31 protein-coding genes and 4 tRNA genes are annotated in these 26,852 nt (G+C 55.1%); all 35 read left to right on the forward strand.

Features of this window, described 5'->3' with window-relative positions:
- Positions 1–235 precede the first annotated feature (235 nt).
- The 35 genes from birA (at position 236) to rpsH (ending at position 26,848) form a co-directional block, all read left to right on the forward strand.
- Positions 236–1,195, forward strand: coding sequence for a bifunctional biotin--[acetyl-CoA-carboxylase] ligase/biotin operon repressor BirA (gene birA, locus AC07OV_RS19025; RefSeq protein ID WP_494998088.1), 960 nt, complete (start codon positions 236–238; stop codon positions 1,193–1,195).
- Positions 1,185–1,934 (forward strand): pantothenate kinase, encoded by a 750-nt coding sequence (locus AC07OV_RS19030; protein ID WP_494998089.1) that lies wholly within the window; start codon positions 1,185–1,187, stop codon positions 1,932–1,934. The genes birA and AC07OV_RS19030 overlap by 11 nt, the downstream gene beginning before the upstream one ends.
- Before the next feature lie 7 nt (positions 1,935–1,941).
- Positions 1,942–2,385, forward strand: a complete 444-nt coding sequence (locus AC07OV_RS19035; protein WP_176999249.1) for a hypothetical protein — start codon at positions 1,942–1,944, stop codon at positions 2,383–2,385.
- Positions 2,386–2,528: 143 nt separating this feature from the next.
- Positions 2,529–2,613, forward strand: a tRNA-Tyr gene (locus AC07OV_RS19040).
- Positions 2,614–2,637: 24 nt separating this feature from the next.
- Positions 2,638–2,711: transfer RNA gene (locus AC07OV_RS19045), tRNA-Gly, on the forward strand.
- Positions 2,712–2,737: 26 nt separating this feature from the next.
- Positions 2,738–2,813 (forward strand) — tRNA-Thr (locus AC07OV_RS19050).
- Positions 2,814–2,974: 161 nt separating this feature from the next.
- A tRNA-Trp gene (locus tag AC07OV_RS19055) sits at positions 2,975–3,050 on the forward strand.
- Between the two features lie 45 nt (positions 3,051–3,095).
- Positions 3,096–3,464 carry a preprotein translocase subunit SecE gene (gene secE, locus AC07OV_RS19060; RefSeq protein ID WP_003194658.1) on the forward strand — a complete coding sequence of 123 codons (369 nt, stop codon included), beginning with the start codon at positions 3,096–3,098 and terminating at the stop codon, positions 3,462–3,464.
- A gap of 9 nt (positions 3,465–3,473) precedes the next feature.
- Positions 3,474–4,007 (forward strand): transcription termination/antitermination protein NusG, encoded by a 534-nt coding sequence (gene nusG / locus AC07OV_RS19065; RefSeq protein ID WP_003176436.1) that lies wholly within the window; start codon positions 3,474–3,476, stop codon positions 4,005–4,007.
- A 117-nt stretch (positions 4,008–4,124) separates the two neighbouring features.
- Positions 4,125–4,556, forward strand: a complete 432-nt coding sequence (gene rplK, locus AC07OV_RS19070; protein ID WP_003176435.1) for a 50S ribosomal protein L11 — start codon at positions 4,125–4,127, stop codon at positions 4,554–4,556.
- Positions 4,556–5,251, forward strand: coding sequence for a 50S ribosomal protein L1 (gene rplA, locus AC07OV_RS19075; RefSeq protein ID WP_003176434.1), 696 nt, complete (start codon positions 4,556–4,558; stop codon positions 5,249–5,251). The genes rplK and rplA overlap by 1 nt, the downstream gene beginning before the upstream one ends.
- Before the next feature lie 199 nt (positions 5,252–5,450).
- Positions 5,451–5,951: a 50S ribosomal protein L10 gene (gene rplJ / locus AC07OV_RS19080; RefSeq protein WP_016969477.1), complete on the forward strand. Its 501-nt coding sequence runs from the start codon at positions 5,451–5,453 to the stop codon at positions 5,949–5,951.
- Positions 5,952–6,029: 78 nt separating this feature from the next.
- The gene (gene rplL / locus AC07OV_RS19085) at positions 6,030–6,395 is read left to right on the forward strand and encodes a 50S ribosomal protein L7/L12 (RefSeq protein WP_176999250.1); all 366 of its coding nucleotides are present in this window, start codon (positions 6,030–6,032) and stop codon (positions 6,393–6,395) included.
- A 219-nt stretch (positions 6,396–6,614) separates the two neighbouring features.
- Positions 6,615–10,688 carry a DNA-directed RNA polymerase subunit beta gene (gene rpoB, locus AC07OV_RS19090; RefSeq protein ID WP_016969475.1) on the forward strand — a complete coding sequence of 1,358 codons (4,074 nt, stop codon included), beginning with the start codon at positions 6,615–6,617 and terminating at the stop codon, positions 10,686–10,688.
- 64 nt (positions 10,689–10,752) lie between these two features.
- The gene (gene rpoC, locus AC07OV_RS19095; RefSeq protein ID WP_016969474.1) at positions 10,753–14,952 is read left to right on the forward strand and encodes a DNA-directed RNA polymerase subunit beta'; all 4,200 of its coding nucleotides are present in this window, start codon (positions 10,753–10,755) and stop codon (positions 14,950–14,952) included.
- A gap of 216 nt (positions 14,953–15,168) precedes the next feature.
- Positions 15,169–15,540: a 30S ribosomal protein S12 gene (gene rpsL / locus AC07OV_RS19100; protein WP_002555494.1), complete on the forward strand. Its 372-nt coding sequence runs from the start codon at positions 15,169–15,171 to the stop codon at positions 15,538–15,540.
- Between the two features lie 118 nt (positions 15,541–15,658).
- Positions 15,659–16,129: a 30S ribosomal protein S7 gene (gene rpsG / locus AC07OV_RS19105; RefSeq protein WP_002555493.1), complete on the forward strand. Its 471-nt coding sequence runs from the start codon at positions 15,659–15,661 to the stop codon at positions 16,127–16,129.
- Between the two features lie 30 nt (positions 16,130–16,159).
- Positions 16,160–18,265 (forward strand): elongation factor G, encoded by a 2,106-nt coding sequence (fusA, locus tag AC07OV_RS19110; RefSeq protein ID WP_176999251.1) that lies wholly within the window; start codon positions 16,160–16,162, stop codon positions 18,263–18,265.
- A gap of 30 nt (positions 18,266–18,295) precedes the next feature.
- A complete protein-coding gene (gene tuf / locus AC07OV_RS19115) occupies positions 18,296–19,489 on the forward strand; it encodes an elongation factor Tu (RefSeq protein WP_005791980.1) in 1,194 nt (397 codons plus the stop codon).
- A 158-nt stretch (positions 19,490–19,647) separates the two neighbouring features.
- The gene (gene rpsJ, locus AC07OV_RS19120) at positions 19,648–19,959 is read left to right on the forward strand and encodes a 30S ribosomal protein S10 (RefSeq protein ID WP_003186070.1); all 312 of its coding nucleotides are present in this window, start codon (positions 19,648–19,650) and stop codon (positions 19,957–19,959) included.
- 81 nt (positions 19,960–20,040) lie between these two features.
- Entirely contained in the window at positions 20,041–20,676 is a 636-nt protein-coding gene (gene rplC / locus AC07OV_RS19125) for a 50S ribosomal protein L3 (protein WP_003194649.1), read from the forward strand.
- Between the two features lie 12 nt (positions 20,677–20,688).
- Complete coding sequence (rplD, locus tag AC07OV_RS19130; protein ID WP_003176424.1) at positions 20,689–21,291, forward strand: 50S ribosomal protein L4; 603 nt, start codon at positions 20,689–20,691, stop codon at positions 21,289–21,291.
- Positions 21,288–21,587, forward strand: coding sequence for a 50S ribosomal protein L23 (rplW, locus tag AC07OV_RS19135; protein WP_002555488.1), 300 nt, complete (start codon positions 21,288–21,290; stop codon positions 21,585–21,587). Before rplD ends, rplW begins: the two co-directional genes overlap by 4 nt.
- Before the next feature lie 14 nt (positions 21,588–21,601).
- Positions 21,602–22,426 carry a 50S ribosomal protein L2 gene (rplB, locus tag AC07OV_RS19140; RefSeq protein WP_003186055.1) on the forward strand — a complete coding sequence of 275 codons (825 nt, stop codon included), beginning with the start codon at positions 21,602–21,604 and terminating at the stop codon, positions 22,424–22,426.
- Between the two features lie 16 nt (positions 22,427–22,442).
- Entirely contained in the window at positions 22,443–22,718 is a 276-nt protein-coding gene (rpsS, locus tag AC07OV_RS19145; protein WP_002555486.1) for a 30S ribosomal protein S19, read from the forward strand.
- An 11-nt stretch (positions 22,719–22,729) separates the two neighbouring features.
- Positions 22,730–23,062 carry a 50S ribosomal protein L22 gene (rplV, locus tag AC07OV_RS19150; protein WP_003103908.1) on the forward strand — a complete coding sequence of 111 codons (333 nt, stop codon included), beginning with the start codon at positions 22,730–22,732 and terminating at the stop codon, positions 23,060–23,062.
- Between the two features lie 13 nt (positions 23,063–23,075).
- Complete coding sequence (rpsC, locus tag AC07OV_RS19155; protein ID WP_003176422.1) at positions 23,076–23,762, forward strand: 30S ribosomal protein S3; 687 nt, start codon at positions 23,076–23,078, stop codon at positions 23,760–23,762.
- A gap of 12 nt (positions 23,763–23,774) precedes the next feature.
- Positions 23,775–24,188 (forward strand): 50S ribosomal protein L16, encoded by a 414-nt coding sequence (gene rplP, locus AC07OV_RS19160; RefSeq protein WP_003176421.1) that lies wholly within the window; start codon positions 23,775–23,777, stop codon positions 24,186–24,188.
- Entirely contained in the window at positions 24,188–24,379 is a 192-nt protein-coding gene (gene rpmC, locus AC07OV_RS19165) for a 50S ribosomal protein L29 (protein ID WP_002555481.1), read from the forward strand. Before rplP ends, rpmC begins: the two co-directional genes overlap by 1 nt.
- A 2-nt stretch (positions 24,380–24,381) precedes the next feature.
- On the forward strand, positions 24,382–24,648 hold the full coding sequence (gene rpsQ, locus AC07OV_RS19170; protein WP_003176419.1) for a 30S ribosomal protein S17: 267 nt from the start codon (positions 24,382–24,384) through the stop codon (positions 24,646–24,648).
- Between the two features lie 23 nt (positions 24,649–24,671).
- Positions 24,672–25,040: a 50S ribosomal protein L14 gene (gene rplN, locus AC07OV_RS19175; protein ID WP_002555479.1), complete on the forward strand. Its 369-nt coding sequence runs from the start codon at positions 24,672–24,674 to the stop codon at positions 25,038–25,040.
- A gap of 11 nt (positions 25,041–25,051) precedes the next feature.
- Entirely contained in the window at positions 25,052–25,366 is a 315-nt protein-coding gene (rplX, locus tag AC07OV_RS19180) for a 50S ribosomal protein L24 (protein ID WP_007896770.1), read from the forward strand.
- A gap of 22 nt (positions 25,367–25,388) precedes the next feature.
- Positions 25,389–25,928 carry a 50S ribosomal protein L5 gene (gene rplE, locus AC07OV_RS19185; protein WP_003194642.1) on the forward strand — a complete coding sequence of 180 codons (540 nt, stop codon included), beginning with the start codon at positions 25,389–25,391 and terminating at the stop codon, positions 25,926–25,928.
- A gap of 13 nt (positions 25,929–25,941) precedes the next feature.
- Complete coding sequence (rpsN, locus tag AC07OV_RS19190) at positions 25,942–26,247, forward strand: 30S ribosomal protein S14 (protein ID WP_003176414.1); 306 nt, start codon at positions 25,942–25,944, stop codon at positions 26,245–26,247.
- Between the two features lie 208 nt (positions 26,248–26,455).
- Entirely contained in the window at positions 26,456–26,848 is a 393-nt protein-coding gene (gene rpsH / locus AC07OV_RS19195) for a 30S ribosomal protein S8 (RefSeq protein WP_010206883.1), read from the forward strand.
- Positions 26,849–26,852: the final 4 nt, after the last annotated feature.

Below are 26,852 nucleotides of genomic sequence, written 5' to 3' on the forward strand. Positions count from 1 at the left end.
GCAGTGAAACGATGCATCGCCGATGGTAGTGTGGGGTTTCCCCATGTGAGAGTAGGTCATCGTCAAGATTAAATTCCGAAACCCCATTTGCGAGAGCAGATGGGGTTTTGTTTTGCGCGGTCGAAAAGTATTTGACGCTTTTGTTGCGCGCGCTTTTCGCGCCAAGCCCCTGCCTTTCTATGCAATGGCTCTACGCATGGCTATCATGCGTGCCTCATTGTGAGGCGATACTTGCATGCTGACGTTGTTGAAACTCTTGAAAGATGGCCGCTTCCATTCCGGAGAGGCATTGGGTGCTGCGCTCGGTGTCAGTCGCAGTGCTGTCTGGAAGCAGCTGCAGCATCTGGAGACTGAATTGAATCTCCCTATCCATAAGGTTCGAGGACGGGGATATCAGTTGGCATCCCCCCTGGTCTTCTTGGATGCCGAGGAGATCGCTTCAAATTCGGCTACTGCGGCCTGGCCCGTCCATATTTCAGACTCCATTGACTCCACCAATGCCGAAGCATTGCGCCTTGTCGAGGCCGGTTGTGCCGCGCCGTTCCTGGTGCTCGCAGAGCAGCAAACGGCAGGCCGGGGGAGGAGGGGGCGGGCGTGGGTCAGTCCATTTGCACAGAACGTGTATTACAGCCTTGTGTTACGCATTGAGGGCGGTCTGAGGCAGTTAGAGGGGTTGAGCCTCGTCGTCGGATTGGCTGTCATGCAGGCCCTGCGTGAGTCGGGGGTGCAAGGCGCGGCTTTGAAGTGGCCAAACGACGTTCTTGTCGGTCGGAAGAAAATTGCCGGAATTTTGCTTGAGTTGGTCGGGGACCCCGCTGATATCTGTCATGTTGTCCTGGGCATCGGGATCAACGTGAATATGCAGAATGCCGCAGAGGTTGATCAGCAGTGGTCTTCGGTGCAGCTGGAAACCGGTTTTCCTCTTGATCGCAACCTTCTTGTTGCAAGGCTTGGCCAGCAGCTGCAGCACTATCTGGACCTGCATAAGGCTTCCGGCTTTTCCGCGCTCCAGGAAGAGTGGGAGCGGAATCATTTGTGGCAGGGTAAAGCTGTTTCCCTCATAGCCGGAGTTAACCATATTGAAGGGGTGGTCTTGGGTGTCGATCGTCAGGGGGCATTGCGGTTGAGTGTCGAGGGTGTCGAAAAGACATACAGCGGTGGTGAATTAAGCCTGAGGTTGCGTGATGATTCTTGAGCTCGACTGTGGGAACAGCTTCATCAAGTGGCGTGTGCTTGATTTGCCAGCGGTAGGCGCTTTTGCGGAAGGCGTCGTCGGTTCGGATGTCGCGTTGATAGATAGCCTGTCAGCGATACCAGGCCTCTTGCTGACACGCTGTCGTTTGGTGAGTGTTCGGGCTTTGGAGGAAACGAGCAAGTTGGTGGCGGCCTTGGAGGCGGCTTTTGGGGTTGTCGTGTCTTGCGCTGCGCCCGCCCGCGACATGGCGGGCGTTCGCAATGGGTATGAGGAGTTCGAGCGCCTCGGGCTCGATCGCTGGTTGGCAATGCTCGGTGCCTTCAAATTAGCTTCGAGTGCCTGCCTGGTGCTTGATTTCGGTACAGCAGCAACGGCCGATTTTATTGCTGCGGATGGTGAGCACCTGGGAGGCTTCATCTGCCCTGGGATGCCGCTAATGCGTAACCAGTTGCGAACTCATACCCGCAAGATCCGTTACGACGATGCCGCCGCCGAGCAGGCATTGGCGCGCTTGTTGCCAGGTCGTACCACCGTAGAGGCAGTCGAGCGCGGCTGTACGCTCATGCTGAGAGGGTTCGTGCTGACTCAACTGGAGCTTGCTCGAAGTTACTGGGGGGATGAGTTCACGGTGTTTCTCACAGGCGGGGATGCCGAGCTCGTTTCGGAGGCTGTGCCTCAAGCTCGGCTTGTTCCGGATCTGGTCTTTGTTGGTCTGGCGATGGCGTGCCCTTTGTCCTGAGGTGTTTATGCGTTGGCTGTTTCTGCTTTTACTGGTCCTCAATGCGTTTTACTACATTTGGCATCAGCAAGAGGCGCCGTTACGGGCAAAGGATGTCACTCCTCTGAGTCTCTACAAGGGCTCTCAGCAGGATATCCGTCTGCTGAGTGAGTCCTCCGACGCGGTGCAAAAACGTGACAGGGGCAAGGCCTCTGAGGTGAATACCTGCTTGTACCTGGGTGGCTTTGCGGATCAGCGACAAGCATCAGTGCTTGAGCAGCGCCTCATCAGTCTGGATATAAAGGTCAAGATGCAATTGCTCAATACGTCGGAGGTCTCGGGTTATTGGCTTCGTGTTGCCCCTGAAAGCAGGCGCCTCGCTGACGATCTGCCCTTTGAAAACCTTGCTAAGGAATTCAATGAGTTAAAACATAAAATAATGTTGTGCGAAGGCGTTGCATCTCTCGAATAGTTTGCATAGAATGGCGCCCGCTTCGCAGTGAAGACCTTTACGGTCAACACGGTGAAGCAAAGGTCAACGCAGCTAACCTCATATTTTTAAATGAGAAAATGCTTGACAGAAGGTCGGCGTAATGTAAAATGCCGGCTCGCTTAGGAGGGGTTCCCGAGCGGCCAAAGGGATCAGACTGTAAATCTGACGTCTACGACTTCGAAGGTTCGAATCCTTCCCCCTCCACCATTTTTAGCGTGAGCTGCAAGCTCCGCGGGTATAGTTTAGTGGTAGAACCTCAGCCTTCCAAGCTGATGATGCGGGTTCGATTCCCGCTACCCGCTCCAAGTTTGCAGGTTGTGCAAGGTGTTTCGCTCTTGTAGCTCAGTTGGTAGAGCACACCCTTGGTAAGGGTGAGGTCAGCGGTTCAAATCCGCTCAAGAGCTCCATATAACAAGGCAGATATGAAAATATCTGCCTTTGTTTTAACAGCTGCCTCGGCTTGATGGTGTTGTGCTTGGCTTTGTTGCTGGGTGATTTCAAGTCTCTTGGGGTTGGTTGTTGTAAAGTCTTTTTCAGGCCTGCATAATGGTCGGCCTGATTTTGTTTTAGGTCAGTAGCTCAATTGGCAGAGCGACGGTCTCCAAAACCGTAGGTTGGGGGTTCGATTCCCTCCTGACCTGCCAGATTCACGTGGTGTGTCTGGCTTTCTTTTCACAGGATCTTCATAGATGACTCCTAAGGCTGAAGCTCAAAGCTCTCGTTTCGATCTGGTCAAGTGGCTCGCCGTAGTCGCGTTGGTGGTCGTAGGCGTTGTTGGCAATCAGTACTATTCTGCTTCGCCGATCCTGTACCGTGTGCTCGCATTGCTTGCTCTTGCTGCTGTAGCTGCCTTTGTAGGCCTGCAGACTGCTAAGGGTAAGTCTTTCGCAGTCCTGGTAAAGGAAGCTCGCACCGAAATTCGTAAAGTCGTTTGGCCGACTCGCCAAGAAACTACGCAGACCACCCTGATTGTGGTGGCTGTTGTTCTGGTTATGGCGTTGCTGTTGTGGGGGCTTGATTCCCTGCTCGGCTGGCTTGTTTCCTTGATTGTTGGCTAAGGGTGTCCCGTGGCTAAGCGTTGGTACGTTGTGCATGCTTACTCGGGTTACGAGAAGCATGTTATGCGCTCTTTGCTGGAGCGCGTAAAGCTGGCAGGCATGGAAGATGGCTTCGGCGAAATTCTGGTTCCCACTGAAGAAGTGGTCGAAATGCGGAATGGCCAGAAGCGCAAGAGCGAACGCAAGTTCTTTCCAGGCTACGTGCTGGTTCAAATGGACATGAACGAAGGTACTTGGCACTTAGTCAAAGATACCCCTCGTGTTATGGGTTTTATCGGCGGTACAGCTGATAAGCCTGCTCCAATCACTGACAAAGAGGCGGAAGCAATTCTGCGTCGTGTTGCTGATGGCAGCGACAAGCCCAAGCCGAAGACGTTGTTCGAACCGGGTGAGGTTGTTCGTGTTACAGATGGTCCGTTTGCTGATTTTAACGGCACTGTCGAAGAAGTTAACTACGAAAAGAGTCGGATCCAAGTGGCTGTGCTCATTTTCGGTCGCTCTACTCCGGTAGAGTTGGAGTTCAGTCAGGTCGAGAAGGTCTAGCTGAGCAAGCATCCCAACCCCGCAGCCTTAGGCTGTGGGGTTTTGTCGTCACTGGGATAAACGCGCAAGTAACCGGGGAGCCTTTCGAGGCGTTTGAACCCGTAATTGGAGTGCCTCATGGCCAAGAAGATTACCGCTTACATCAAGCTGCAAGTGAAGGCCGCTCAGGCCAACCCAAGCCCACCCGTCGGTCCAGCTCTGGGTCAGCACGGCGTGAATATCATGGAATTCTGCAAGGCCTTCAACGCCCGTACTCAGGGTCTTGAGCCAGGTCTGCCGACTCCAGTGATCATCACTGTCTACAGCGACCGTAGCTTCACTTTCGAAACCAAGTCGACCCCGGCTTCGGTTCTGCTGAAGAAAGCTGCTGGTCTGACTAGCGGTTCCGCTCGTCCTAACACCGTTAAGGTTGGCACCGTAACTCGTGCTCAGCTGGAAGAAATCGCGAAAACCAAAAACGCGGATCTGACTGCAGCTGATATGGATGCAGCCGTGCGTACCATCGCCGGTTCTGCTCGTAGCATGGGCCTTAACGTGGAGGGTGTGTAATGGCTAAGCTGACCAAGCGCCAAAAGGCTATCGCCGGCAAAATCGAAGCGGGCAAGTCCTACAACTTTGTAGACGCTGCTGCCCTGCTGACCGAGCTGTCGACTGTCAAGTTCAGCGAGTCCGTTGACGTTGCTGTAAACCTGGGTGTTGACCCACGTAAATCCGACCAGGTCGTTCGTAGCGCAACTGTGCTGCCACACGGTACTGGCAAGACTGTACGTGTTGCTGTCTTCACCCAAGGCCCGGCGGCTGAAGCTGCTCTGGCCGCTGGCGCAGACCGCGTTGGCATGGACGACCTGGCTGCCGAAATGAAAGGCGGCGACCTGAACTATGACGTAGTTATTGCCTCCCCGGATGCAATGCGCGTTGTAGGTCAGTTGGGTCAGATCCTGGGCCCACGTGGTCTGATGCCTAACCCTAAAGTCGGCACCGTAACCCCAGACGTAGCTACCGCGGTTAAAAACGCCAAGGCTGGTCAGGTTCGTTATCGCACTGACAAGAACGGCATTATTCACACCTCCGTTGGCAAGGTCGGTTTCGACGCCGTCAAGCTGAAGGAAAACGTTGAAGCCCTGATCGCTGACCTGAAGCGTATCAAGCCAGCTTCCTCGAAAGGTATCTACGTCAAGCGCGTTACCCTGAGCACCACTATGGGCCCAGGTCTGGTCATCGACCAAGGCTCGTTGGACGTATAAGACACAAGTTGGCGCGAGAGATTGCGCCAATTGAAAAAATTGGGGTCCCTGCCTGGCGGGGGCTATCCAAGACCGTAGGCGACGCAAGTCTTAAACCACAAGCCTACGCAGATGGTGCTCCCGGTTCCTTACCGAATCAGACACCAAAACGACATCCGGCTCCGGCCAGATGAAACGGTAACAAGCAGGAGTTAAACCCGTGGCAATTAATCTCGAAGACAAGAAGGCCATCGTCGCTGAAGTCAACGAGGCTGCCAAAGCTGCTCTGTCCGCTGTCGTGGCTGATGCCCGTGGTGTGACAGTAGGCGCTATGACCGGACTCCGTAAAGAGGCTCGTGAAGCTGGCGTATACGTACGTGTTGTACGTAACACCCTGCTCAAGCGCGCTGTTGCTGACACTGAATACAGTGTTCTCAACGACGTGTTCACTGGCCCGACTCTGATCGCGTTCTCCAAAGAACATCCAGGCGCTGCTGCCCGTTTGTTCAAAGAGTTTGCCAAGAGTCAGGATAAGTTCGAGATCAAGGCAGCTGCGTTCGAGGGCAAGTTCCTCGCAGCTAACCAAATCGACGTACTGGCAACACTGCCGACCCGCGACGAAGCCATTTCGCAGCTGATGAGCGTGATTCAAGGCGCTACCAGCAAGCTGGCTCGTACTCTGGCTGCAGTTCGCGAGCAAAAAGAAGCTGCCGCAGCCTAAGGCTGAGCAACTTCTCTCGCGTATTTTTGTTTATTTCGATGGCCTCGTAGGCCGTCCCCCAATTCAGGAAATACAGTAATGTCTATCTCCCAAGAAGATATCCTCAACGCCGTAGCTGAAATGTCGGTTCTGCAGGTTGTTGAGCTGATCAAAGCTTTCGAAGAAAAATTCGGCGTTTCCGCTGCCGCTGCTTCCGCTGGCCCAGCTGCTGCTGCTGCCGTTGTTGAAGAGCAAACCGAATTCAACGTCATGCTGACCGAAGCTGGCGAGAAGAAAGTAAACGTGATCAAGGCAGTACGTGAACTGACCGGTCTGGGCCTGAAAGAAGCCAAGGCTGTAGTTGACGGCGCTCCTGCCCTGGTTCTGGAAGCTGTTGCCAAAGACGCAGCTGACAAAGCCAAAGCAGCACTGGAAGAAGCAGGCGCTAAAGTCGAGCTGAAGTAAGCATCGACCTTGCGTCTCCAGCCCAAGCGTTAAGCTGAAGGCTGATGGCTGGTGGCTCTTGCCACCGGCCTTTTTCCGTTCTTGGCTGTCGACTCGGTCGCCGCCATTAACGCGCTGTAGCCACCCGATGCGGTGGTGCAAACCATGGGGTTTGCGAGATTTTCTGGCTGCTCCCGTCGGAGGGGCCAAACAAGCAGGTGACCAAGCTGGGGAACGCTGATGGCTTACTCATATACTGAGAAAAAACGTATCCGCAAGGACTTTAGCAAGTTGCCGGACGTCATGGATGTCCCGTACCTTCTGGCTATCCAGCTGGATTCGTATCGTGAATTCTTGCAGGCGGGAGCGACCAAAGATCAGTTCCGCGACGTGGGCCTGCATGCGGCCTTCAAATCCGTTTTCCCGATCATCAGCTACTCCGGCAATGCTGCGCTGGAGTACGTCGGTTATCGCCTGGGCGAACCGGCATTTGATGTCAAAGAATGCGTGTTGCGCGGTGTTACTTACGCCGTACCTTTGCGGGTAAAAGTGCGCCTGATCATTTTCGACAAAGAATCGTCGAACAAAGCGATCAAGGACATCAAAGAGCAAGAAGTCTACATGGGCGAAATCCCATTGATGACAGAGAACGGTACCTTCGTTATCAACGGTACCGAGCGTGTGATCGTTTCCCAGCTGCACCGTTCTCCGGGCGTGTTCTTCGACCACGACCGCGGCAAGACGCACAGCTCCGGCAAGCTCCTGTACTCCGCGCGGATCATTCCGTACCGTGGCTCGTGGTTGGACTTCGAGTTCGACCCGAAAGACTGCGTGTTCGTACGTATTGACCGTCGTCGCAAGCTGCCGGCCTCGGTACTGCTGCGCGCGCTTGGCTATACCACCGAGCAGGTACTGGACGCCTTCTACACCACCAACGTATTCAGCCTGAAGGATGAAACCCTCAAGCTGGAGCTGATCGCTTCGCGCCTGCGTGGTGAAATTGCCGTTCTGGACATCCAGGATGACAAGGGCAAGGTCATTGTTGAGGCTGGCCGTCGTATTACTGCGCGCCACATCAACCAGATCGAAAAAGCCGGTATCAAAGAGCTGGAAGTACCTCTGGACTACGTTCTGGGTCGTACTACCGCCAAGGTCATCGTTCACCCGGCAACAGGCGAAATCCTGGCCGAGTGCAACACCGAGCTGAACACCGAGATCCTGGCCAAGATCGCCAAGGCCCAGGTTGTTCGCATCGAGACCCTGTACACCAACGATATCGACTGTGGTCCGTTCATCTCCGACACACTGAAGATCGACTCCACCAGCAACCAATTGGAAGCGCTGGTCGAGATCTATCGCATGATGCGTCCTGGTGAGCCACCAACCAAAGACGCTGCCGAGACCCTGTTCAACAACCTGTTCTTCAGCCCTGAGCGCTATGACCTTTCTGCGGTCGGCCGGATGAAGTTCAACCGTCGTATCGGTCGTACCGAGATCGAAGGTTCGGGCGTGCTGTGCAAGGAAGACATCGTCGCGGTACTGAAGACCCTGGTCGACATCCGTAACGGTAAAGGCATCGTCGATGACATCGACCACCTGGGTAACCGTCGTGTTCGCTGCGTAGGCGAGATGGCCGAGAACCAGTTCCGCGTTGGCCTGGTACGTGTTGAGCGCGCGGTCAAAGAGCGTCTGTCGATGGCAGAAAGCGAAGGCCTGATGCCGCAAGACCTGATCAACGCCAAGCCGGTGGCTGCGGCGGTGAAAGAGTTCTTCGGTTCCAGCCAGCTTTCCCAGTTCATGGACCAGAACAACCCGCTCTCCGAGATCACCCACAAGCGCCGTGTATCCGCACTGGGCCCGGGCGGTCTGACCCGTGAGCGTGCAGGCTTTGAAGTTCGTGACGTACACCCGACGCACTATGGTCGTGTTTGCCCGATCGAAACGCCGGAAGGTCCGAACATCGGTCTGATCAACTCCCTGGCCGCCTATGCGCGCACCAACCAGTACGGCTTCCTCGAGAGCCCGTACCGCGTGGTGAAAGACGCACTGGTCACCGACGAGATCGTGTTCCTGTCCGCCATCGAAGAAGCTGATCACGTGATCGCTCAGGCCTCGGCCACGATGAACGACAAGAAAGTCCTGGTCGACGAGCTGGTAGCTGTTCGTCACTTGAACGAGTTCACCGTCAAGGCGCCGGAAGACGTCACCTTGATGGACGTTTCGCCGAAGCAGGTAGTTTCGGTTGCAGCGTCGCTGATCCCGTTCCTGGAGCACGATGACGCCAACCGTGCGTTGATGGGTTCCAACATGCAGCGTCAAGCTGTACCGACCCTGCGCGCTGACAAGCCGCTGGTAGGTACCGGCATGGAGCGTAACGTAGCCCGTGACTCCGGCGTTTGCGTCGTGGCTCGTCGTGGCGGCGTGATCGACTCCGTTGATGCCAGCCGTATCGTGGTTCGTGTTGCCGATGACGAAGTTGAAACTGGCGAAGCCGGTGTCGACATCTACAACCTGACCAAATACACCCGCTCGAACCAGAACACCTGCATCAACCAGCGTCCGCTGGTGAGCAAGGGTGATCGCGTTCAGCGTAGCGACATCATGGCCGACGGCCCGTCCACCGACATGGGTGAACTGGCTCTGGGTCAGAACATGCGCATCGCGTTCATGGCATGGAACGGCTTCAACTTCGAAGACTCCATCTGCCTGTCCGAGCGTGTTGTTCAAGAAGACCGCTTCACCACGATCCACATTCAGGAACTGACCTGTGTGGCGCGTGACACCAAGCTTGGCCCAGAGGAAATCACTGCAGACATCCCGAACGTGGGTGAAGCTGCACTGAACAAGCTGGATGAAGCCGGTATCGTTTACGTAGGTGCTGAAGTAGGCGCAGGCGACATCCTGGTCGGTAAGGTCACTCCGAAAGGCGAGACCCAACTGACTCCGGAAGAAAAACTGCTGCGTGCCATCTTCGGTGAAAAAGCCAGCGACGTTAAAGACACCTCCCTGCGCGTGCCGACTGGCACCAAGGGTACTGTCATCGACGTACAGGTCTTCACCCGTGACGGCGTTGAGCGTGATGCTCGTGCACTCTCCATCGAGAAGACCCAGCTCGACGAGATCCGCAAGGACCTGAACGAAGAGTTCCGTATCGTTGAAGGCGCGACCTTCGAACGTCTGCGTTCCGCTCTGGTAGGCCACAAGGCTGAAGGCGGCGCAGGTCTGAAGAAAGGTCAGGACATCACCGACGAAATCCTCGACGGTCTTGAGCACGGCCAGTGGTTCAAACTGCGCATGGCTGAAGATGCTCTGAACGAGCAGCTCGAGAAGGCCCAGGCCTACATCGTTGATCGCCGCCGTCTGCTGGACGACAAGTTCGAAGACAAGAAGCGCAAACTGCAGCAGGGCGATGACCTGGCTCCAGGCGTGCTGAAAATCGTCAAGGTTTACCTGGCAATCCGTCGCCGCATTCAGCCGGGCGACAAGATGGCCGGTCGTCACGGTAACAAGGGTGTGGTCTCCGTGATCATGCCGGTTGAAGACATGCCGCACGATGCCAATGGCACCCCGGTCGACGTCGTCCTCAACCCGTTGGGCGTACCTTCGCGTATGAACGTTGGCCAGATCCTTGAAACCCACCTGGGCCTCGCGGCCAAAGGTCTGGGCGAGAAGATCAACCGTATGATCGAAGAGCAGCGCAAGGTCGCAGACCTGCGCAAGTTCCTGCACGAGATCTACAACGAGATCGGCGGTCGCAACGAAGAGCTGGACACCTTCTCTGACCAGGAAATCCTGGATCTGGCGAAGAACCTGCGCGGCGGCGTTCCAATGGCTACCCCGGTGTTCGACGGTGCCAAGGAAAGCGAAATCAAGGCCATGCTGAAACTGGCAGACCTGCCAGAAAGCGGCCAGATGCAGCTGTTCGACGGCCGTACCGGCAACAAGTTCGAGCGCCCGGTTACTGTTGGCTACATGTACATGCTGAAGCTGAACCACTTGGTAGACGACAAGATGCACGCTCGTTCTACCGGTTCGTACAGCCTGGTTACCCAGCAGCCGCTGGGTGGTAAGGCTCAGTTCGGTGGTCAGCGTTTCGGGGAGATGGAGGTCTGGGCACTGGAAGCATACGGTGCTGCTTACACTCTGCAAGAAATGCTCACAGTGAAGTCGGACGATGTGAACGGTCGGACCAAGATGTACAAAAACATCGTGGACGGCGATCACCGTATGGAGCCGGGCATGCCCGAGTCCTTCAACGTGTTGATCAAAGAAATTCGTTCCCTCGGCATCGATATCGATCTGGAAACCGAATAACACGTGACGCGAATCGAGAGCGGGGCTGTTTAGCCCGCTCTCTGCTCCGCCAGGAGGAAAGGCCTTGAAAGACCTACTGAATTTGCTGAAAAACCAGGGTCAAGTCGAAGAGTTCGACGCCATCCGTATTGGGTTGGCATCGCCTGAGATGATCCGTTCGTGGTCGTTCGGTGAAGTTAAAAAGCCGGAAACCATCAACTACCGTACGTTCAAACCTGAGCGTGACGGCCTGTTCTGCGCCAAGATCTTTGGCCCGGTAAAGGATTACGAGTGCCTGTGCGGTAAGTACAAGCGCTTGAAACACCGTGGTGTGATCTGCGAGAAGTGCGGCGTTGAAGTTGCACTGGCCAAGGTTCGTCGTGAGCGCATGGCGCACATCGAACTGGCTTCGCCAGTAGCCCACATCTGGTTCCTGAAATCGCTGCCGTCCCGTATCGGCTTGCTGATGGACATGACCCTGCGTGATATCGAACGCGTTCTCTACTTCGAGAGCTATGTCGTTATCGATCCAGGCATGACCACCCTTGAAAAAGGTCAGCTGCTGAACGACGAGCAGTACTTCGAAGCGCTGGAAGAGTTCGGCGACGATTTCGATGCCCGCATGGGTGCCGAAGCTGTCCGCGAACTGCTGCACGCTATCGACCTGGAGCACGAGATTGGCCGTCTGCGCGAAGAAATTCCGCAAACCAACTCCGAAACCAAGATCAAGAAGCTGTCCAAGCGTCTGAAGTTGATGGAAGCCTTCCAGGGTTCCGGCAACTTGCCAGAGTGGATGGTGCTGACCGTTCTGCCGGTTCTGCCGCCAGACCTGCGTCCGCTGGTACCGTTGGACGGTGGTCGTTTCGCGACCTCTGACCTCAACGACCTGTACCGTCGCGTGATCAACCGTAACAACCGCTTGAAGCGCCTGCTTGATCTGTCCGCTCCGGACATCATCGTGCGCAACGAAAAGCGTATGTTGCAGGAAGCGGTCGATGCCTTGCTCGACAACGGTCGTCGTGGCCGCGCTATCACCGGTTCGAACAAGCGTCCTCTGAAGTCCTTGGCTGACATGATCAAGGGTAAGCAAGGTCGTTTCCGTCAGAACTTGCTCGGTAAGCGTGTTGACTACTCCGGTCGTTCGGTAATTACCGTAGGCCCGACCCTACGTCTGCACCAGTGCGGTCTGCCTAAGAAGATGGCGCTGGAGCTGTTCAAGCCGTTCATCTTTGGCAAGCTGGAAATGCGCGGTCTGGCGACCACCATCAAAGCGGCCAAGAAAATGGTCGAGCGCGAACTGCCAGAGGTTTGGGATGTTCTCGCTGAAGTGATTCGCGAACACCCGGTTCTCCTCAACCGTGCACCGACGCTTCACCGTCTGGGTATCCAGGCGTTTGAACCGGTACTGATCGAAGGTAAGGCTATCCAGCTGCACCCTCTGGTCTGTGCTGCGTACAACGCCGACTTCGACGGCGACCAAATGGCCGTGCACGTACCGCTGACACTGGAAGCCCAGTTGGAAGCGCGTGCGTTGATGATGTCGACCAACAACATTCTGTCGCCAGCCAACGGTGAGCCAATCATCGTTCCGTCGCAGGACGTTGTATTGGGTCTGTACTACATGACCCGTGAAGCGATCAACGCCAAGGGCGAAGGTCGTGTGTTTGCTGACCTGCAAGAAGTTGACCGTGTGTTCCGTGCCGGCGAAGCCGCACTGCACGCCAAGGTCAAAGTGCGGATCAACGAAACCGTCAATGACCGTGATGGTGGCAGCGTGACCAACACCCGTATCGTCGACACCACTGTCGGCCGTGCGCTGTTGTATCAAGTTGTGCCAAAAGGTCTGTCGTACGACGTCGTCAACCTGCCGATGAAGAAAAAGGCGATCTCCAAGCTGATCAACCAGTGCTACCGCGTGGTTGGTCTGAAAGAGACCGTGATCTTCGCTGACCAGTTGATGTACACCGGTTTTGCTTACTCGACCATTTCCGGCGTTTCCATCGGTGTTAACGACTTCGTTATCCCGGATGAAAAAGCCCGCATCATCGGTGCTGCCACCGACGAAGTGAAAGAGATCGAAAGCCAGTACGCCTCCGGCCTGGTAACCCAGGGCGAGAAGTACAACAAGGTAATCGACCTTTGGTCGAAGGCGAACGACGAAGTTTCCAAGGCGATGATGGCCAACCTCTCGAAAGAGAAAGTCATCGACCGTCACGGCGACGAAGTTGACCAAGAGTCCTTCAACTCGATGTACATGATGGCCGACTCGGGCGCACGGGGTTCTGCTGCGCAGATCCGTCAGCTCGCCGGTATGCGTGGTCTGATGGCCAAGCCGGACGGTTCCATCATTGAAACGCCGATTACTGCGAACTTCCGTGAAGGTTTGAGCGTACTTCAGTACTTCATCTCCACTCACGGTGCTCGTAAGGGTCTTGCGGATACCGCGTTGAAAACCGCTAACTCCGGTTACCTGACTCGTCGTCTGGTAGACGTTGCACAAGATCTGGTTGTAACCGAGATCGATTGCGGCACCGAGCATGGCCTGCTGATGACGCCGCACATTGAAGGCGGTGACGTTGTAGAGCCGCTGGGTGAGCGCGTATTGGGTCGTGTTATTGCCCGTGACGTATTCAAGCCGGGTACCGAGGAAGTTATCGTTCCTGCTGGCACCCTGGTAGACGAAAAGTGGGTCGAGTTCATCGAACTCAACAGCATCGACGAAGTGATCGTTCGCTCGCCGATCAGCTGCGAAACCCGCTACGGCATTTGCGCCAAGTGCTACGGCCGTGACTTGGCTCGTGGTCACCAGGTGAACATCGGTGAAGCGGTCGGCGTTATTGCTGCCCAGTCCATCGGTGAGCCGGGTACCCAGCTGACCATGCGTACGTTCCACATCGGTGGTGCGGCAAGCCGGACTTCTGCAGCCGACAGCGTTCAGGTGAAGAATGGCGGTACCGTCCGTCTGCACAACCTGAAGCACGTTGAGCGAGTGGATGGCCACCTGGTTGCTGTGTCCCGTTCCGGTGAGCTGGCAATCGCTGATGACTACGGTCGTGAGCGTGAGCGTTATAAGCTGCCGTACGGTGCTGTGATTTCGGTTAAAGAAGGTGACAAGGTCGACGCTGGCGCAATCGTGGCCAAGTGGGATCCGCACACTCACCCGATCGTTACCGAAATGAAAGGTACCGTGACCTACGTGGGCATGGAAGAAGGCATCACGATCAAGCGTCAGACTGACGAATTGACCGGTATGACCAACATTGAAGTACTCGACGCTAAAGATCGTCCAGCTGCCGGTAAAGACATCCGTCCAGCCGTGAAGATGGTTGATGACAACGGCAAGGATCTGTTGCTGCCAGGCACTGACGTTATCGCTCAGTACTTCCTGCCAGCCAACGCCCTGGTCGGTGTAGCGGATGGTGCGAAGATCGCGATCGGTGATGTTATCGCGCGTATCCCGCAAGAAACTTCGAAGACCCGTGACATCACCGGTGGTCTGCCGCGTGTTGCCGACTTGTTCGAAGCGCGCCGTCCGAAAGAAGCGTCGATTCTGGCTGAAGTCAGCGGCACCATCGCGTTCGGTAAAGAGACCAAGGGCAAGCGCCGTCTGGTCATTACCCCGAACGACGGTAGTGATCCGTATGAAGAGCTGATTCCGAAGTGGCGTCACCTGAACGTGTTCGAAGGCGAACAGGTAAACCGCGGCGAAGTTATCTCCGACGGTCCGAGCGATCCACACGACATCCTGCGTCTGCTGGGTGTGAGTGCGCTGGCCAAGTACATCGTTAACGAGATCCAGGACGTTTACCGCCTGCAAGGCGTGAAGATCAACGACAAGCACATCGAGACCATTCTGCGTCAGATGCTGCGTAAAGTTGAAATCGCTGAATCCGGCGATTCCAGTTTCATCAAGGGCGACCAGATGGAACTGACTCACGTACTGGTGGAAAACGAGCGCCTGACGAACGAAGACAAATTCGTGTCCAAGTTCACTCGCGTGCTGCTGGGTATCACCAAGGCGTCGTTGTCGACTGAGTCGTTCATCTCGGCGGCCTCCTTCCAGGAGACCACTCGCGTACTGACCGAAGCAGCGGTAACCGGCAAGCGCGATTACCTGCGCGGCCTGAAAGAGAACGTGGTTGTGGGTCGTCTGATCCCGGCCGGTACCGGTTTGGCTTACCACAGCGAGCGTAAGCGCCGCCGTGATGCTGACAAGCCGTTGCGCGTAAGCGCCAGTGAAGTGGAAGCTGCACTGACCGAAGCGCTGAACTCTAGCGGTAACTGAGTTCTGCGATAAATAAGTCCGGGCCCTGGCAGCCCCATTCGTCGGATCGAGGTAATTTTGCCCCAGTTCGATGAGAGGGGAGGTCGGGGCCTTGCCTTGACTGGGGGCAAGATCCTCTTTAGACTCTTGTACCCCTAAATTTGGCGGGAATTCGTTCCTGCCATTTTGCTTTTCTTGCAAGACAATAGCGTCGCAAGACAACAGTGGAGCTAGTAGATGGCAACTATCAACCAGCTGGTACGTCAGCCGCGTAAGCGTATCGTCGAGAAATCCGACGTACCTGCGCTGCAGAACTGCCCGCAACGTCGTGGCGTATGCACTCGCGTGTATACCACTACGCCGAAAAAACCTAACTCGGCACTGCGTAAAGTATGCCGTGTGCGCCTGACCAACGGTTTCGAGGTTTCCTCGTACATCGGTGGTGAAGGTCACAACCTGCAAGAGCACAGCGTGGTACTGATCCGCGGCGGTCGTGTAAAAGACTTGCCGGGTGTTCGTTACCACACCGTACGCGGCTCCTTGGATACTTCCGGCGTTAAAGGTCGTAACCAGGGTCGTTCGAAGTACGGTACCAAGAAGCCTAAGTAGTAGCGGCTTTTTGTAACACTGAATCATCTAATTTTCTGAGTCGATAAGAGTAAGGTCGGAGGCGTCCCGTAAGGGCACCGATTCCGAGCGAACCTGAAGACCGTTTGAGGGCTTATCCATGCCAAGAAGACGCGTAGCAGCCAAGCGCGAAGTGCTTGACGATCCAAAATACGGAAGCCAAATCCTGGCCAAGTTCATGAACCACGTGATGGAAAGCGGCAAGAAAGCCGTTGCCGAGCGTATCGTTTATGGCGCGCTGGAAAAGGTTAAAGAGCGCAAGAACAGCGACCCCCTGGAAATCTTCGAGAAAGCTCTCGACGCCATCGCTCCGCTGGTCGAAGTGAAGTCGCGCCGTGTAGGCGGTGCTACTTACCAGGTTCCGGTTGAAGTTCGCCCGTCCCGTCGTAACGCTCTGGCAATGCGCTGGTTGGTAGACTTCGCCCGTAAGCGCGGCGAGAAGTCTATGGCTCTGCGTTTGGCTGGCGAACTGTTGGACGCTGCTGAAGGTAAAGGTGCTGCTGTTAAGAAGCGTGAAGACGTGCACCGTATGGCTGAAGCTAACAAAGCTTTCTCGCACTACCGCTTCTAATTTTAGCTTCACTAATTTTGCGAGGGCTTTATGGCTCGTACTACTCCGATTAGCCGCTACCGTAACATCGGTATCGTTGCTCACGTGGATGCTGGTAAAACCACCACCACCGAGCGCGTACTGTTTTACACCGGCAAAAGTCACAAAATGGGCGAGGTGCATGACGGCGCCGCGACCACAGACTGGATGGTTCAGGAGCAGGAGCGTGGTATTACCATTACTTCTGCTGCTATTACCGCCTTCTGGAAAGGTTCCGAGAAGCAGTACAAAGACGAGCATCGCTTCAACGTAATCGATACCCCGGGCCACGTAGACTTCACCATTGAAGTAGAGCGTTCCCTGCGCGTACTCGACGGCGCTGTCGTTGTGTTCTGCGGTACCTCGGGTGTTGAGCCTCAGTCGGAAACCGTATGGCGTCAAGCCAACAAGTACGGCGTTCCACGTCTTGTTTACGTAAACAAGATGGACCGTGCTGGTGCCAACTTCCTGCGCGTGATCGGTCAGATCAAGCAGCGTCTGGGTCACACTCCGGTGCCAATCCAATTGGCAATCGGTTCCGAAGATAACTTCCAGGGTCAGATCGATCTGATCAACATGGAAGCGGTCTACTGGAATGACGCTGACAAAGGTATGGTTCCTGTTCGCAAGCCAATCCCTGCCGAGCTTCAAGAGCTGGCTGACGAGTGGCGCAACAACATGGTTGAGGCTGCTGCCGAAGCCAGCGAAGAGCTGATGAACAAGTACCTCGAAGGTGAAGAGCTCACCAACGTGGAAATCAAGGCCGCTCTGCGTCAGCGCACTATCGCTGGCGAAATCGTCCTGGCTGTTTGTGGTTCCTCGTTCAAGAACAAGGGTGTTCCCCTGGTTCTCGACGCCGTTATCGACTTCCTGCCTGCTCCAACCGACATTCCTGCTATCAAGGGTTCCAACCCTGATAACGAGGAAGAAGAGATGGAGCGTCACGCAAGTGATGACGAGCCGTTCTCGGCATTGGCGTTCAAAATTGCTACCGACCCATTCGTGGGTACTTTGACCTTCGTTCGCGTTTACTCGGGCGTGTTGGCATCCGGCGACGGCGTGATCAACTCGGTTAAAGGCAAGAAAGAGCGTGTGGGTCGTATGGTGCAAATGCACGCAAACGCCCGTGAAGAGATCAAGGAAGTACGCGCTGGTGACATCGCGGCCCTGATCGGCATGAAGGACGTCACCACTGGTGAAACCTTGTGCGACGCTGCCAAGCCAATCATCCTGGTTCGCATGGACTTCCCGGAGCCGGTTATTTCGGTAGCCGTAGAGCCTAAGACCAAGGATGACCAGGAAAAAATGGGTATCGCTCTGGGCAAGCTTGCTCAGGAAGATCCATCTTTCCGCGTTAAAACTGATGAAGAGACTGGTCAGACGATCATCTCCGGCATGGGCGAGTTGCACCTGGACATCCTGGTTGACCGGATGCGCCGTGAGTTCAACGTCGAAGCCAACATCGGTAAGCCTCAGGTTTCCTATCGTGAGCGCATCACGAAGAACTGTGAAATCGAAGGCAAGTTCGTTCGTCAGTCCGGCGGTCGTGGTCAGTTCGGTCACTGCTGGATCCGTTTTGCTCCTGCTGACGAAGGTCAGGAAGGTCTGCAATTCGTGAACGAAGTAGTTGGTGGTGTGGTTCCTAAGGAATACATCCCGGCTATCCAGAAGGGTATCGAAGAGCAGATGAAGAACGGTGTTGTTGCCGGCTATCCGCTGATCGGCCTGAAAGCAACCGTTTTTGACGGTTCTTACCACGACGTCGACTCCAACGAGATGGCGTTTAAGGTGGCTGCCTCCATGGCTACCAAGCAACTGGCCCAGAAGGGCGGTGGTGAGTTGCTTGAGCCGATCATGGCGGTAGAAGTTGTTACACCTGAAGACTATATGGGTGATGTCATGGGCGACCTTAACCGTCGTCGCGGCATGATCTTGGGTATGGAAGACACGGTTTCCGGCAAAGTGATTCGCGCCGAGGTTCCGTTGGGTGAGATGTTCGGTTATGCGACCGACGTTCGCTCCATGTCCCAGGGTCGCGCAAGCTACTCTATGGAATTCAAAAAATACAACACAGCTCCGGCGCACATCGCTGAAACTGTATCCAAAAAACAAGGCTGATTCAGTCCTTTAGGCAAGGAGTTAATTGTCGTGGCTAAAGAAAAATTTGATCGTTCCCTACCGCACGTAAACGTTGGCACCATCGGCCACGTTGACCACGGTAAAACCACTCTGACCGCTGCTCTGACTCGCGTCTGCTCCGAAGTTTTCGGTTCGGCTCGTGTTGACTTCGACAAGATCGACAGCGCACCAGAAGAAAAAGCTCGTGGTATCACCATCAACACCGCTCACGTTGAGTACAACTCGACTATTCGTCACTACGCTCACGTTGACTGCCCAGGTCACGCTGACTACGTGAAGAACATGATCACTGGTGCTGCCCAGATGGACGGCGCGATCCTGGTTTGCTCGGCCGCTGATGGTCCGATGCCACAAACCCGTGAGCACATCCTGCTGTCCCGTCAGGTAGGCGTTCCGTACATCGTGGTTTTCCTGAACAAGGCTGACCTGGTAGACGACGCTGAGCTGCTGGAGCTGGTTGAGATGGAAGTGCGCGATCTGCTGAGCACTTACGACTTCCCAGGTGACGACACTCCGATCATCATCGGTTCTGCTCGTATGGCTCTGGAAGGTAACGACGAAAACGAAATGGGCACCACTGCCGTTCGTAAACTGGTTGAAACCCTGGACAGCTACATCCCAGAACCAGTTCGTCTGACCGACAAGCCGTTCCTGATGCCAATCGAAGACGTATTCTCGATCTCCGGTCGCGGTACTGTTGTGACTGGTCGTATCGAGCGCGGTATCGTTCGCGTTCAGGATCCACTGGAAATCGTTGGTCTGCGTGACACTACCGTCACCACCTGCACCGGTGTTGAAATGTTCCGTAAGCTGCTCGACGAAGGTCGTGCTGGCGAGAACTGCGGCGTTCTGCTGCGTGGTACCAAGCGTGACGACGTTGAGCGTGGCCAGGTTCTGGTTAAGCCAGGTTCGGTTAAGCCGCACACCAAGTTCACCGCAGAAGTTTACGTTCTAAGCAAGGAAGAAGGCGGTCGTCACACTCCGTTCTTCAAAGGCTACCGTCCACAGTTCTACTTCCGTACTACTGACGTGACCGGTAACTGCGAGCTGCCAGAAGGCGTTGAAATGGTAATGCCAGGCGATAACATTCAAATGACTGTTACCCTGATCAAAACCATCGCAATGGAAGACGGTCTGCGCTTCGCTATCCGTGAAGGCGGCCGTACCGTTGGTGCTGGCGTTGTAGCTAAAATCATCGAGTAATTATCTCTTCTGAGATAGCTCCGATGTTTTGAGAAAGCCCCCGCTCAGCGGGGGCTTTTTTATTGGGTTGACACCTATCTGGGGCGTCTATAGAATTGCGCCTCCTTTTAACGGGCGCATTGCGCCCGGTGGGAATAGCAGCCGGAGTCTGAAATCCAATGCAAAATCAGCAAATCCGTATCAGGTTGAAGGCTTTTGACCATCGCCTGATCGACCAATCCACCCAGGAAATCGTGGAAACCGCGAAACGTACTGGTGCTCAAGTGCGTGGTCCAATTCCACTGCCTACCCGTAAAGAGCGGTTCACCGTTCTGGTCTCCCCGCACGTCAACAAAGACGCGCGTGACCAGTACGAGATCCGTACTCATAAGCGCGTACTGGACATCGTCCAGCCAACGGATAAAACCGTTGATGCACTTATGAAGCTCGATCTGGCGGCCGGTGTGGAAGTACAGATCAGCCTCGGCTAAGACTCGGGTCTTAGTCGTGTAACGCTCTGAAATGGGCGGCCATAGCGGGTGAAAGCCCCGTACACTCATGAGGTTTACAACATGACTATTGGTGTAGTCGGTCGTAAATGCGGTATGACCCGTATTTTCACCGAAGAAGGTGTCTCCATTCCGGTCACGGTCATTGAGATCGAGCCGAATCGCGTCACCCAGTTCAAAACTGAAGAAACCGATGGCTATCGTGCAGTGCAAGTCACTGTCGGCGAGCGTCGTGCTTCGCGCGTGACTGCTGCTCAAGCAGGTCACTTCGCTAAAGCAAACGTTGCAGCTGGTCGCACTGTCATGGAGTTCCGTCTCGAAGACGGCGACTACCAGGCTGGCGATCTGATCAACGCTGAAATCTTCGCTGCTGGTCAACTGGTTGATGTAACCGGTCAGTCCAAAGGTAAAGGCTTCCAGGGTACGATCAAGCGTTGGAATTTCCGTGGCCAAGACAACACTCACGGTAACTCCGTTTCCCACCGCGTCCCGGGCTCTATTGGCCAGTGCCAGACTCCTGGTCGTGTATTCAAGGGCAAGAAAATGTCCGGTCATATGGGCGCTGAGCGCGTGACCGTGCAGTCCCTCGAAGTAGTGCGCGTCGACGCTGAACGCAATCTGTTGTTGGTCAAGGGTGCTGTTCCTGGCGCTACTGGCGGCAACCTGGTTGTACGTCCAGCGGCCAAGGCTCGCGGTTAAGGGGAAGCTGACATGCAATTAAACGTAAATGACGCTCAAGCGATCGAAGTTTCCGAACTGACGTTTGGCGGCGAGTTCAACGAGACGCTGGTTCACCAAGCAGTCGTGGCCTACATGGCCGGCGGCCGTCAAGGTAGCAAGCAGCAAAAGACCCGTTCCGACGTTCGTGGTGGCGGTAAGCGCCCTTGGCGTCAGAAAGGTACTGGCCGTGCTCGTGCTGGTACTATCCGTAGCCCAATCTGGCGCGGCGGCGGTACCACTTTCGCAGCTCGTCCTCAGGATCACTCGCAGAAGCTCAACAAGAAGATGTACCGCGCAGCTCTGCGCTCCATCCTTGCTGAACTCGTGCGTACCGACCGTCTGGTCGTGGTTCAGGACTTCGCTGTTGAAAGCCCGAAAACCAAAGACCTGCTGGGCAAACTGAACAACATGAGCCTGACCGACGTTTTGATCGTGTCGGAAGCTGTTGATCAGAACCTGTACCTGGCTGCTCGCAACCTGCCACACGTTGATGTACGTGACGTGCAAGGTTCCGATCCAGTTAGTCTGATCGCATACGACAAGGTGTTGATCACCGTGTCGGCCGTGAAGAAATTCGAGGAGCTGCTGGGATGAACCAGGAACGCGTATTTAAAGTTCTGCTTGGCCCGCACGTTTCCGAAAAGGCTACGGTTCTGGCTGACAAGAAAGGCCAGTTCGTTTTCAAGGTTGCAACTGACGCAACCAAGCTGGAAATCAAGAAGGCCGTCGAAAGCCTGTTCAGCGTGAAAGTTGAGCGTGTTACTACCCTGAATGTTCTGGGTAAGAGCAAGCGCACTGCTCGCGGTCTGGGCAAGCGTAATGACTGGAAGAAGGCAGTTATCTCCCTTCAGCCAGGCCAAGATCTCGATTTCAGCAGCAGTGCTGAGTAAGGAAGGGGTGCATCATGGCAATCGTTAAATGCAAACCGACTTCCCCTGGCCGCCGTTTTGTGGTCAAGGTGGTCAACCAGGAGCTGCATAAAGGCGCTCCTCACGCACCGCTGCTCGAGAAGAAATCGAAGTCTGGTGGTCGTAACAACAATGGTCGTATTACCACTCGTCACATCGGTGGTGGCCATAAGCAGCATTATCGTCTGGTCGACTTCCGTCGCAACGACAAAGATGGCATCGCTGCCACTGTCGAGCGTATCGAATACGATCCAAACCGTACTGCTCACATCGCTCTGCTGCTGTACGCAGATGGCGAGCGTCGCTACATCATCGCCCCTAAAGGCGTGAGCGCTGGCGACCAGCTGATCGCAGGTGCTTTGGCACCGATCAAGCCGGGCAACGCTCTGCAACTGCGTAACATTCCAGTTGGTAGCACCGTACACGGCATCGAATTGAAGCCAGGTAAAGGCGCACAGATCGCTCGTTCCGCTGGTGCTTCGGCTCAGCTGATCGCTCGTGAAGGTGTCTACGTGACCCTGCGTCTGCGTTCTGGTGAGATGCGTAAAGTGCTGGCTGAGTGCCGCGCGACCCTGGGCGAAGTCTCGAACTCCGAGCACAGCCTGCGTTCGCTGGGTAAAGCTGGTGCCAAACGCTGGCGTGGCGTTCGCCCAACCGTTCGTGGTGTTGCCATGAACCCGGTTGACCACCCACACGGTGGTGGTGAAGGTCGTACCTCTGGTGGTCGTCATCCGGTATCGCCATGGGGCTTCCCGACTAAGGGCGCGAAGACTCGTGGTAATAAGCGTACCGACAAAATGATCGTCCGTCGTCGCAAGTAAATAGAGGGATACGACAGTGCCACGTTCTCTGAAAAAAGGTCCTTTTATTGATCTTCACCTACTGAAGAAGATCGAAGTGGCGGCGGAAAAGAACGATCGCAAACCAGTTAAGACCTGGTCGCGTCGTTCGATGATCCTGCCACAAATGGTCGGTCTGACCATCGCAGTACACAACGGTCGTCAACACGTCCCAGTTCTCGTTAACGAAGACATGGTCGGCCACAAACTGGGCGAGTTTGCCGGTACCCGCACTTATCGTGGGCACGTGGCAGACAAGAAAGCCAAGCGTTAAGGGGTAAGGAAATGGAAGTAGCCGCTAAGTTGTCGGGCGCTCGAATCTCCGCCCAGAAAGCCCGCTTGGTCGCCGACCAGATCCGCGGGAAGAAGGTGGGCGAAGCGCTCAACCTGTTGGCTTTCAGCAGTAAGAAAGCCGCCGAGATCATGAAGAAAGTGCTGGAGTCGGCCGTAGCCAACGCCGAGCATAACGAAGGCGCAGACGTTGATGACCTGAAGGTCAGCACCGTTTTCGTCAACGAAGGGCGTTCGCTGAAGCGCATCATGCCACGTGCCAAAGGCCGTGCTGATCGCATCGTCAAGCGGTCTTGCCATATCACTGTCAAGGTTGCTGACAAGTAACGGAGTCGAAGAGATGGGTCAGAAAGTACATCCCATTGGCATTCGCCTGGGAATCGTCAAGGAGCACACCTCCGTCTGGTACGCAGACGGTCGGACTTATGCGGACTACTTGTTCGCTGATCTGAAGGTGCGTGAGTATCTCCAAGACAAACTAAAAAGCGCGTCCGTAAGCCGTATCGATATCCATCGTCCGGCCCAAACTGCACGTATCACCATCCACACCGCTCGTCCAGGTATCGTTATCGGGAAGAAAGGTGAAGATGTTGAGAAACTGCGTCAGGACCTGACCAAGCAAATGGGTGTGCCTGTGCACATCAATATCGAAGAGATCCGCAAGCCGGAGCTCGACGGTATGCTGGTTGCGCAGAGCGTAGCTCAGCAGCTGGAGCGTCGCGTAATGTTCCGTCGCGCTATGAAGCGTGCCGTACAGAACGCCATGCGCATTGGTGCCAAAGGCATCAAAATCCAAGTGAGCGGTCGTCTCGGCGGTGCTGAAATCGCACGTACTGAATGGTATCGCGAAGGTCGTGTGCCACTGCACACCCTGCGTGCCGACATCGACTATGCCAACTACGAAGCTCACACCACTTACGGTGTGATCGGTGTAAAGGTTTGGATCTTCAAAGGCGAAGTAATTGGTGGTCGCCAAGAAGAACTGAAACCACAAGCACCAGCGCCTCGTAAAAAAGCTGCTAAGTAAGGGGTACGCCAAATGTTGCAACCTAAGCGTACGAAGTTCCGCAAGCAGATGACAGGCCACAACCGTGGTCTGGCTCAGCGCGGTAGCAAAGTCAGCTTCGGCGAGTTCGCGCTGAAGTCTGTAGCTCGTGGTCGTCTCACCGCTCGTCAGATCGAGTCAGCGCGTCGTGCTCTGACCCGTCACGTAAAACGTGGTGGCAAGATCTGGATCCGTGTATTCCCGGACAAGCCGATCTCCAAAAAGCCTCTTGAGGTTCGGATGGGTAAAGGTAAGGGTAACGTGGAATACTGGGTAGCCCAGATTCAGCCAGGCAAGGTCCTGTATGAAATCGAGGGTGTTTCTGAAGAGCTGGCGCGTGAGGCTTTCGCCCTGGCTGCTGCAAAGCTGCCGCTCGCCACCTCCTTTGTTAAACGGACGGTGATGTGATGAAAGCGAATGAACTTCGTGAAAAATCCGCACAGCAGCTGAACGAGCAACTGCTCGGCCTGCTGCGCGACCAGTTCAATCTGCGTATGCAGAAAGCAACTGGCCAGTTGGGGCAGTCTCATCTGCTCTCGCAAGTTAAGCGTGACATCGCTCGCGTGAAGACTGTGCTCAACCAGCAGGCAGGTAAGTGATCATGGCTGAAGCCGAAAAGACTGTCCGTACGCTGACTGGCCGTGTTGTCAGCGACAAGATGGACAAAACCATCACCGTTCTGATCGAGCGTCGCGTTAAGCACCCGATCTACGGTAAATATGTTAAGCGTTCGACTAAGCTGCACGCGCACGACGAAACCAATCAGTGCCACATCGGCGACAAAGTCACTATTCGTGAAACTCGTCCGCTGGCCAAGACCAAGTCTTGGGCACTGGTTGATGTTCTCGAACGCGCTGTGGAAGTCTAAGGACTAGGGGTCGGAGAAATTATATGATTCAGACTCAATCCATGCTCGATGTGGCCGATAACAGCGGCGCTCGCCGTGTTATGTGCATCAAGGTGCTGGGTGGCTCCCATCGTCGTTACGCTGGTATCGGTGACATCATCAAAGTTACCGTGAAGGAAGCAATTCCTCGCGGTAAAGTGAAAAAAGGCCAAGTGATGACTGCTGTTGTAGTCCGCACTCGTCACGGCGTACGCCGTGCTGATGGCTCCATTATCCGCTTTGATGGCAACGCTGCTGTTCTTCTGAACAACAAGCAAGAGCCGATCGGCACCCGTATCTTTGGGCCAGTGACCCGTGAACTTCGTACTGAGAAGTTCATGAAGATCGTCTCGCTCGCCCCAGAAGTGCTGTAAGGAGATCCGACATGCAAAAGATTCGTCGTGACGACGAGATCATCGTGATCGCCGGCAAAGACAAAGGTAAGCGCGGTAAGGTGCTGAAGGTTCTCGCTGACGACCGCCTGGTCGTTGGTGGTCTGAACCTGGTCAAGCGTCATACCAAGCCTAACCCGATGTCGGGCGTACAGGGCGGTATCGTCGAGAAAGAAGCGCCACTGCACGCTTCTAACGTCGCCATCTTCAACGGCGAAACCAACAAGGCTGACCGCGTTGGTTTCAAAGTAGAAGACGGTAAGAAAATTCGTGTCTTCAAGTCGACCCAAAAAGCGGTTGATGCTTGAACACTGCTAGGTAGATAAGACCATGGCACGACTACAAGAGATTTACCGGAAGGAAATCGCCCCCAAGCTTAAGGAAGAACTTAAGCTCGGGAACGTGATGGAAGTTCCGCGCGTCACCAAAATCACCCTGAACATGGGTCTGGGCGAAGCGATCGGCGACAAAAAAGTCATCGAGCACGCTGTTGCTGACCTGGAAAAGATCACCGGCCAGAAAGTCGTTGTGACCTACGCTCGGAAATCCATCGCTGGCTTTAAAGTCCGTGAAGGTTGGCCGATCGGCGTCAAAGTGACCCTGCGCCGTGAGCGTATGTACGAGTTCCTGGATCGTCTGCTTTCGATCTCCCTGCCTCGGGTTCGCGACTTCCGCGGCCTGAATGCCAAGTCCTTCGATGGTCGTGGTAACTACAGCATGGGTGTGAAAGAGCAGATCATCTTCCCGGAAATCGACTACGACAAGATCGATGCTCTCCGCGGTCTGGACATCACCCTGACCACCACTGCCAAGAACGATGATGAAGGTCGCGCCCTGTTGCGTGCTTTCAAATTCCCGTTCCGCAACTGATTGGAGTAGGACCATGGCCAAGATGAGCATGAAAAACCGCGAGCTGAAGCGTCAGCTCACGGTTGCCAAGTACGCCAAGAAGCGTGCAGCACTGAAAGCAATCATCGTTGATCTGAACGCAAGTCCAGAAGCGCGTTGGGAAGCTACAGTTGCTCTGCAGAAGCAGCCACGTGACGCAAGCGCTTCGCGCATGCGTAACCGCTGCCGCCTGACCGGTCGTCCACACGGCGTTTACCGCAAGTTCGGCCTCGGCCGTAACAAACTGCGTGAAGCGGCAATGCGTGGTGACGTACCAGGTCTGGTTAAAGCCAGCTGGTAAGTACTTTCGAAGTCCAGGTGGTTGGCGTCGCAAGATAGCGACCACCGGTGACCTTGAATCTGGAACAAGCCCCTTTTGGGGCTTGTTTCATTTCCGGAGTGTGTCTAGAATACCCGGCTCGCCTGAGCCCGTGTTTTCTATGCCCGGAGATTCTCGGCGACATATGTAGCCGCAAGGCTAATTTTTTTGTATTAGGAGCGTCTAGCCCATGAGTATGCAGGACCCGTTAGCGGACATGCTAACTCGTATCCGTAATGCCCAGATGGCTGAAAAGTCCGTCGTAAGCATGCCATCTTCCAAGTTGAAGGTAGCTGTTGCCAAAGTCCTGAAAGACGAAGGCTACATTGCGGGTTATCAGATCAGCAGCGATGTAAAAGCACTGCTGTCCATCGAGCTGAAGTACTTCGAAGGCCGTTCGGTCATCGAGGAAGTGAAGCGCGTTAGCCGTCCAGGCCTGCGTCAGTACAAGTCCGCTGAAGATCTGCCGAAAGTTCGTGGCGGTCTGGGCGTGTCTATCGTCTCCACCAACAAAGGTGTGATGACGGATCGTGCTGCGCGCGCTGCCGGTGTCGGCGGCGAAGTTCTTTGCACTGTGTTCTAAGGGG

The sequence above is a fragment of the Pseudomonas sp. GW821-FHT09A09 genome, assembly GCF_059418405.1.

Excerpts from the sequence above, each read along its gene's own strand:
- rplP (WP_003176421.1), top strand. The coding sequence starts at position 23,775 with ATGTTGCAACCTAAGCGTACGAAGTTCCGCAAGCAGATGACAGGCCAC.
- rplK (WP_003176435.1), top strand. The coding sequence starts at position 4,125 with ATGGCCAAGAAGATTACCGCTTACATCAAGCTGCAAGTGAAGGCCGCT.
- rpmC (WP_002555481.1), top strand. The coding sequence starts at position 24,188 with ATGAAAGCGAATGAACTTCGTGAAAAATCCGCACAGCAGCTGAACGAG.
- AC07OV_RS19030 (WP_494998089.1), top strand. The coding sequence starts at position 1,185 with ATGATTCTTGAGCTCGACTGTGGGAACAGCTTCATCAAGTGGCGTGTG.
- rpsH (WP_010206883.1), top strand. The coding sequence starts at position 26,456 with ATGAGTATGCAGGACCCGTTAGCGGACATGCTAACTCGTATCCGTAAT.
- rpsC (WP_003176422.1), top strand. The coding sequence starts at position 23,076 with ATGGGTCAGAAAGTACATCCCATTGGCATTCGCCTGGGAATCGTCAAG.
- rpsJ (WP_003186070.1), top strand. The coding sequence starts at position 19,648 with ATGCAAAATCAGCAAATCCGTATCAGGTTGAAGGCTTTTGACCATCGC.
- rplD (WP_003176424.1), top strand. The coding sequence starts at position 20,689 with ATGCAATTAAACGTAAATGACGCTCAAGCGATCGAAGTTTCCGAACTG.
- rplC (WP_003194649.1), top strand. The coding sequence starts at position 20,041 with ATGACTATTGGTGTAGTCGGTCGTAAATGCGGTATGACCCGTATTTTC.
- rplB (WP_003186055.1), top strand. The coding sequence starts at position 21,602 with ATGGCAATCGTTAAATGCAAACCGACTTCCCCTGGCCGCCGTTTTGTG.
- rplA (WP_003176434.1), top strand. The coding sequence starts at position 4,556 with ATGGCTAAGCTGACCAAGCGCCAAAAGGCTATCGCCGGCAAAATCGAA.
- rpoB (WP_016969475.1), top strand. The coding sequence starts at position 6,615 with ATGGCTTACTCATATACTGAGAAAAAACGTATCCGCAAGGACTTTAGC.
- rplE (WP_003194642.1), top strand. The coding sequence starts at position 25,389 with ATGGCACGACTACAAGAGATTTACCGGAAGGAAATCGCCCCCAAGCTT.
- birA (WP_494998088.1), top strand. The coding sequence starts at position 236 with ATGCTGACGTTGTTGAAACTCTTGAAAGATGGCCGCTTCCATTCCGGA.
- rplW (WP_002555488.1), top strand. The coding sequence starts at position 21,288 with ATGAACCAGGAACGCGTATTTAAAGTTCTGCTTGGCCCGCACGTTTCC.
- rpsN (WP_003176414.1), top strand. The coding sequence starts at position 25,942 with ATGGCCAAGATGAGCATGAAAAACCGCGAGCTGAAGCGTCAGCTCACG.
- rpsG (WP_002555493.1), top strand. The coding sequence starts at position 15,659 with ATGCCAAGAAGACGCGTAGCAGCCAAGCGCGAAGTGCTTGACGATCCA.
- rpsL (WP_002555494.1), top strand. The coding sequence starts at position 15,169 with ATGGCAACTATCAACCAGCTGGTACGTCAGCCGCGTAAGCGTATCGTC.
- secE (WP_003194658.1), top strand. The coding sequence starts at position 3,096 with ATGACTCCTAAGGCTGAAGCTCAAAGCTCTCGTTTCGATCTGGTCAAG.
- AC07OV_RS19035 (WP_176999249.1), top strand. The coding sequence starts at position 1,942 with ATGCGTTGGCTGTTTCTGCTTTTACTGGTCCTCAATGCGTTTTACTAC.
- rpsQ (WP_003176419.1), top strand. The coding sequence starts at position 24,382 with ATGGCTGAAGCCGAAAAGACTGTCCGTACGCTGACTGGCCGTGTTGTC.
- rplX (WP_007896770.1), top strand. The coding sequence starts at position 25,052 with ATGCAAAAGATTCGTCGTGACGACGAGATCATCGTGATCGCCGGCAAA.
- fusA (WP_176999251.1), top strand. The coding sequence starts at position 16,160 with ATGGCTCGTACTACTCCGATTAGCCGCTACCGTAACATCGGTATCGTT.
- rplL (WP_176999250.1), top strand. The coding sequence starts at position 6,030 with ATGTCTATCTCCCAAGAAGATATCCTCAACGCCGTAGCTGAAATGTCG.
- rplV (WP_003103908.1), top strand. The coding sequence starts at position 22,730 with ATGGAAGTAGCCGCTAAGTTGTCGGGCGCTCGAATCTCCGCCCAGAAA.
- rplN (WP_002555479.1), top strand. The coding sequence starts at position 24,672 with ATGATTCAGACTCAATCCATGCTCGATGTGGCCGATAACAGCGGCGCT.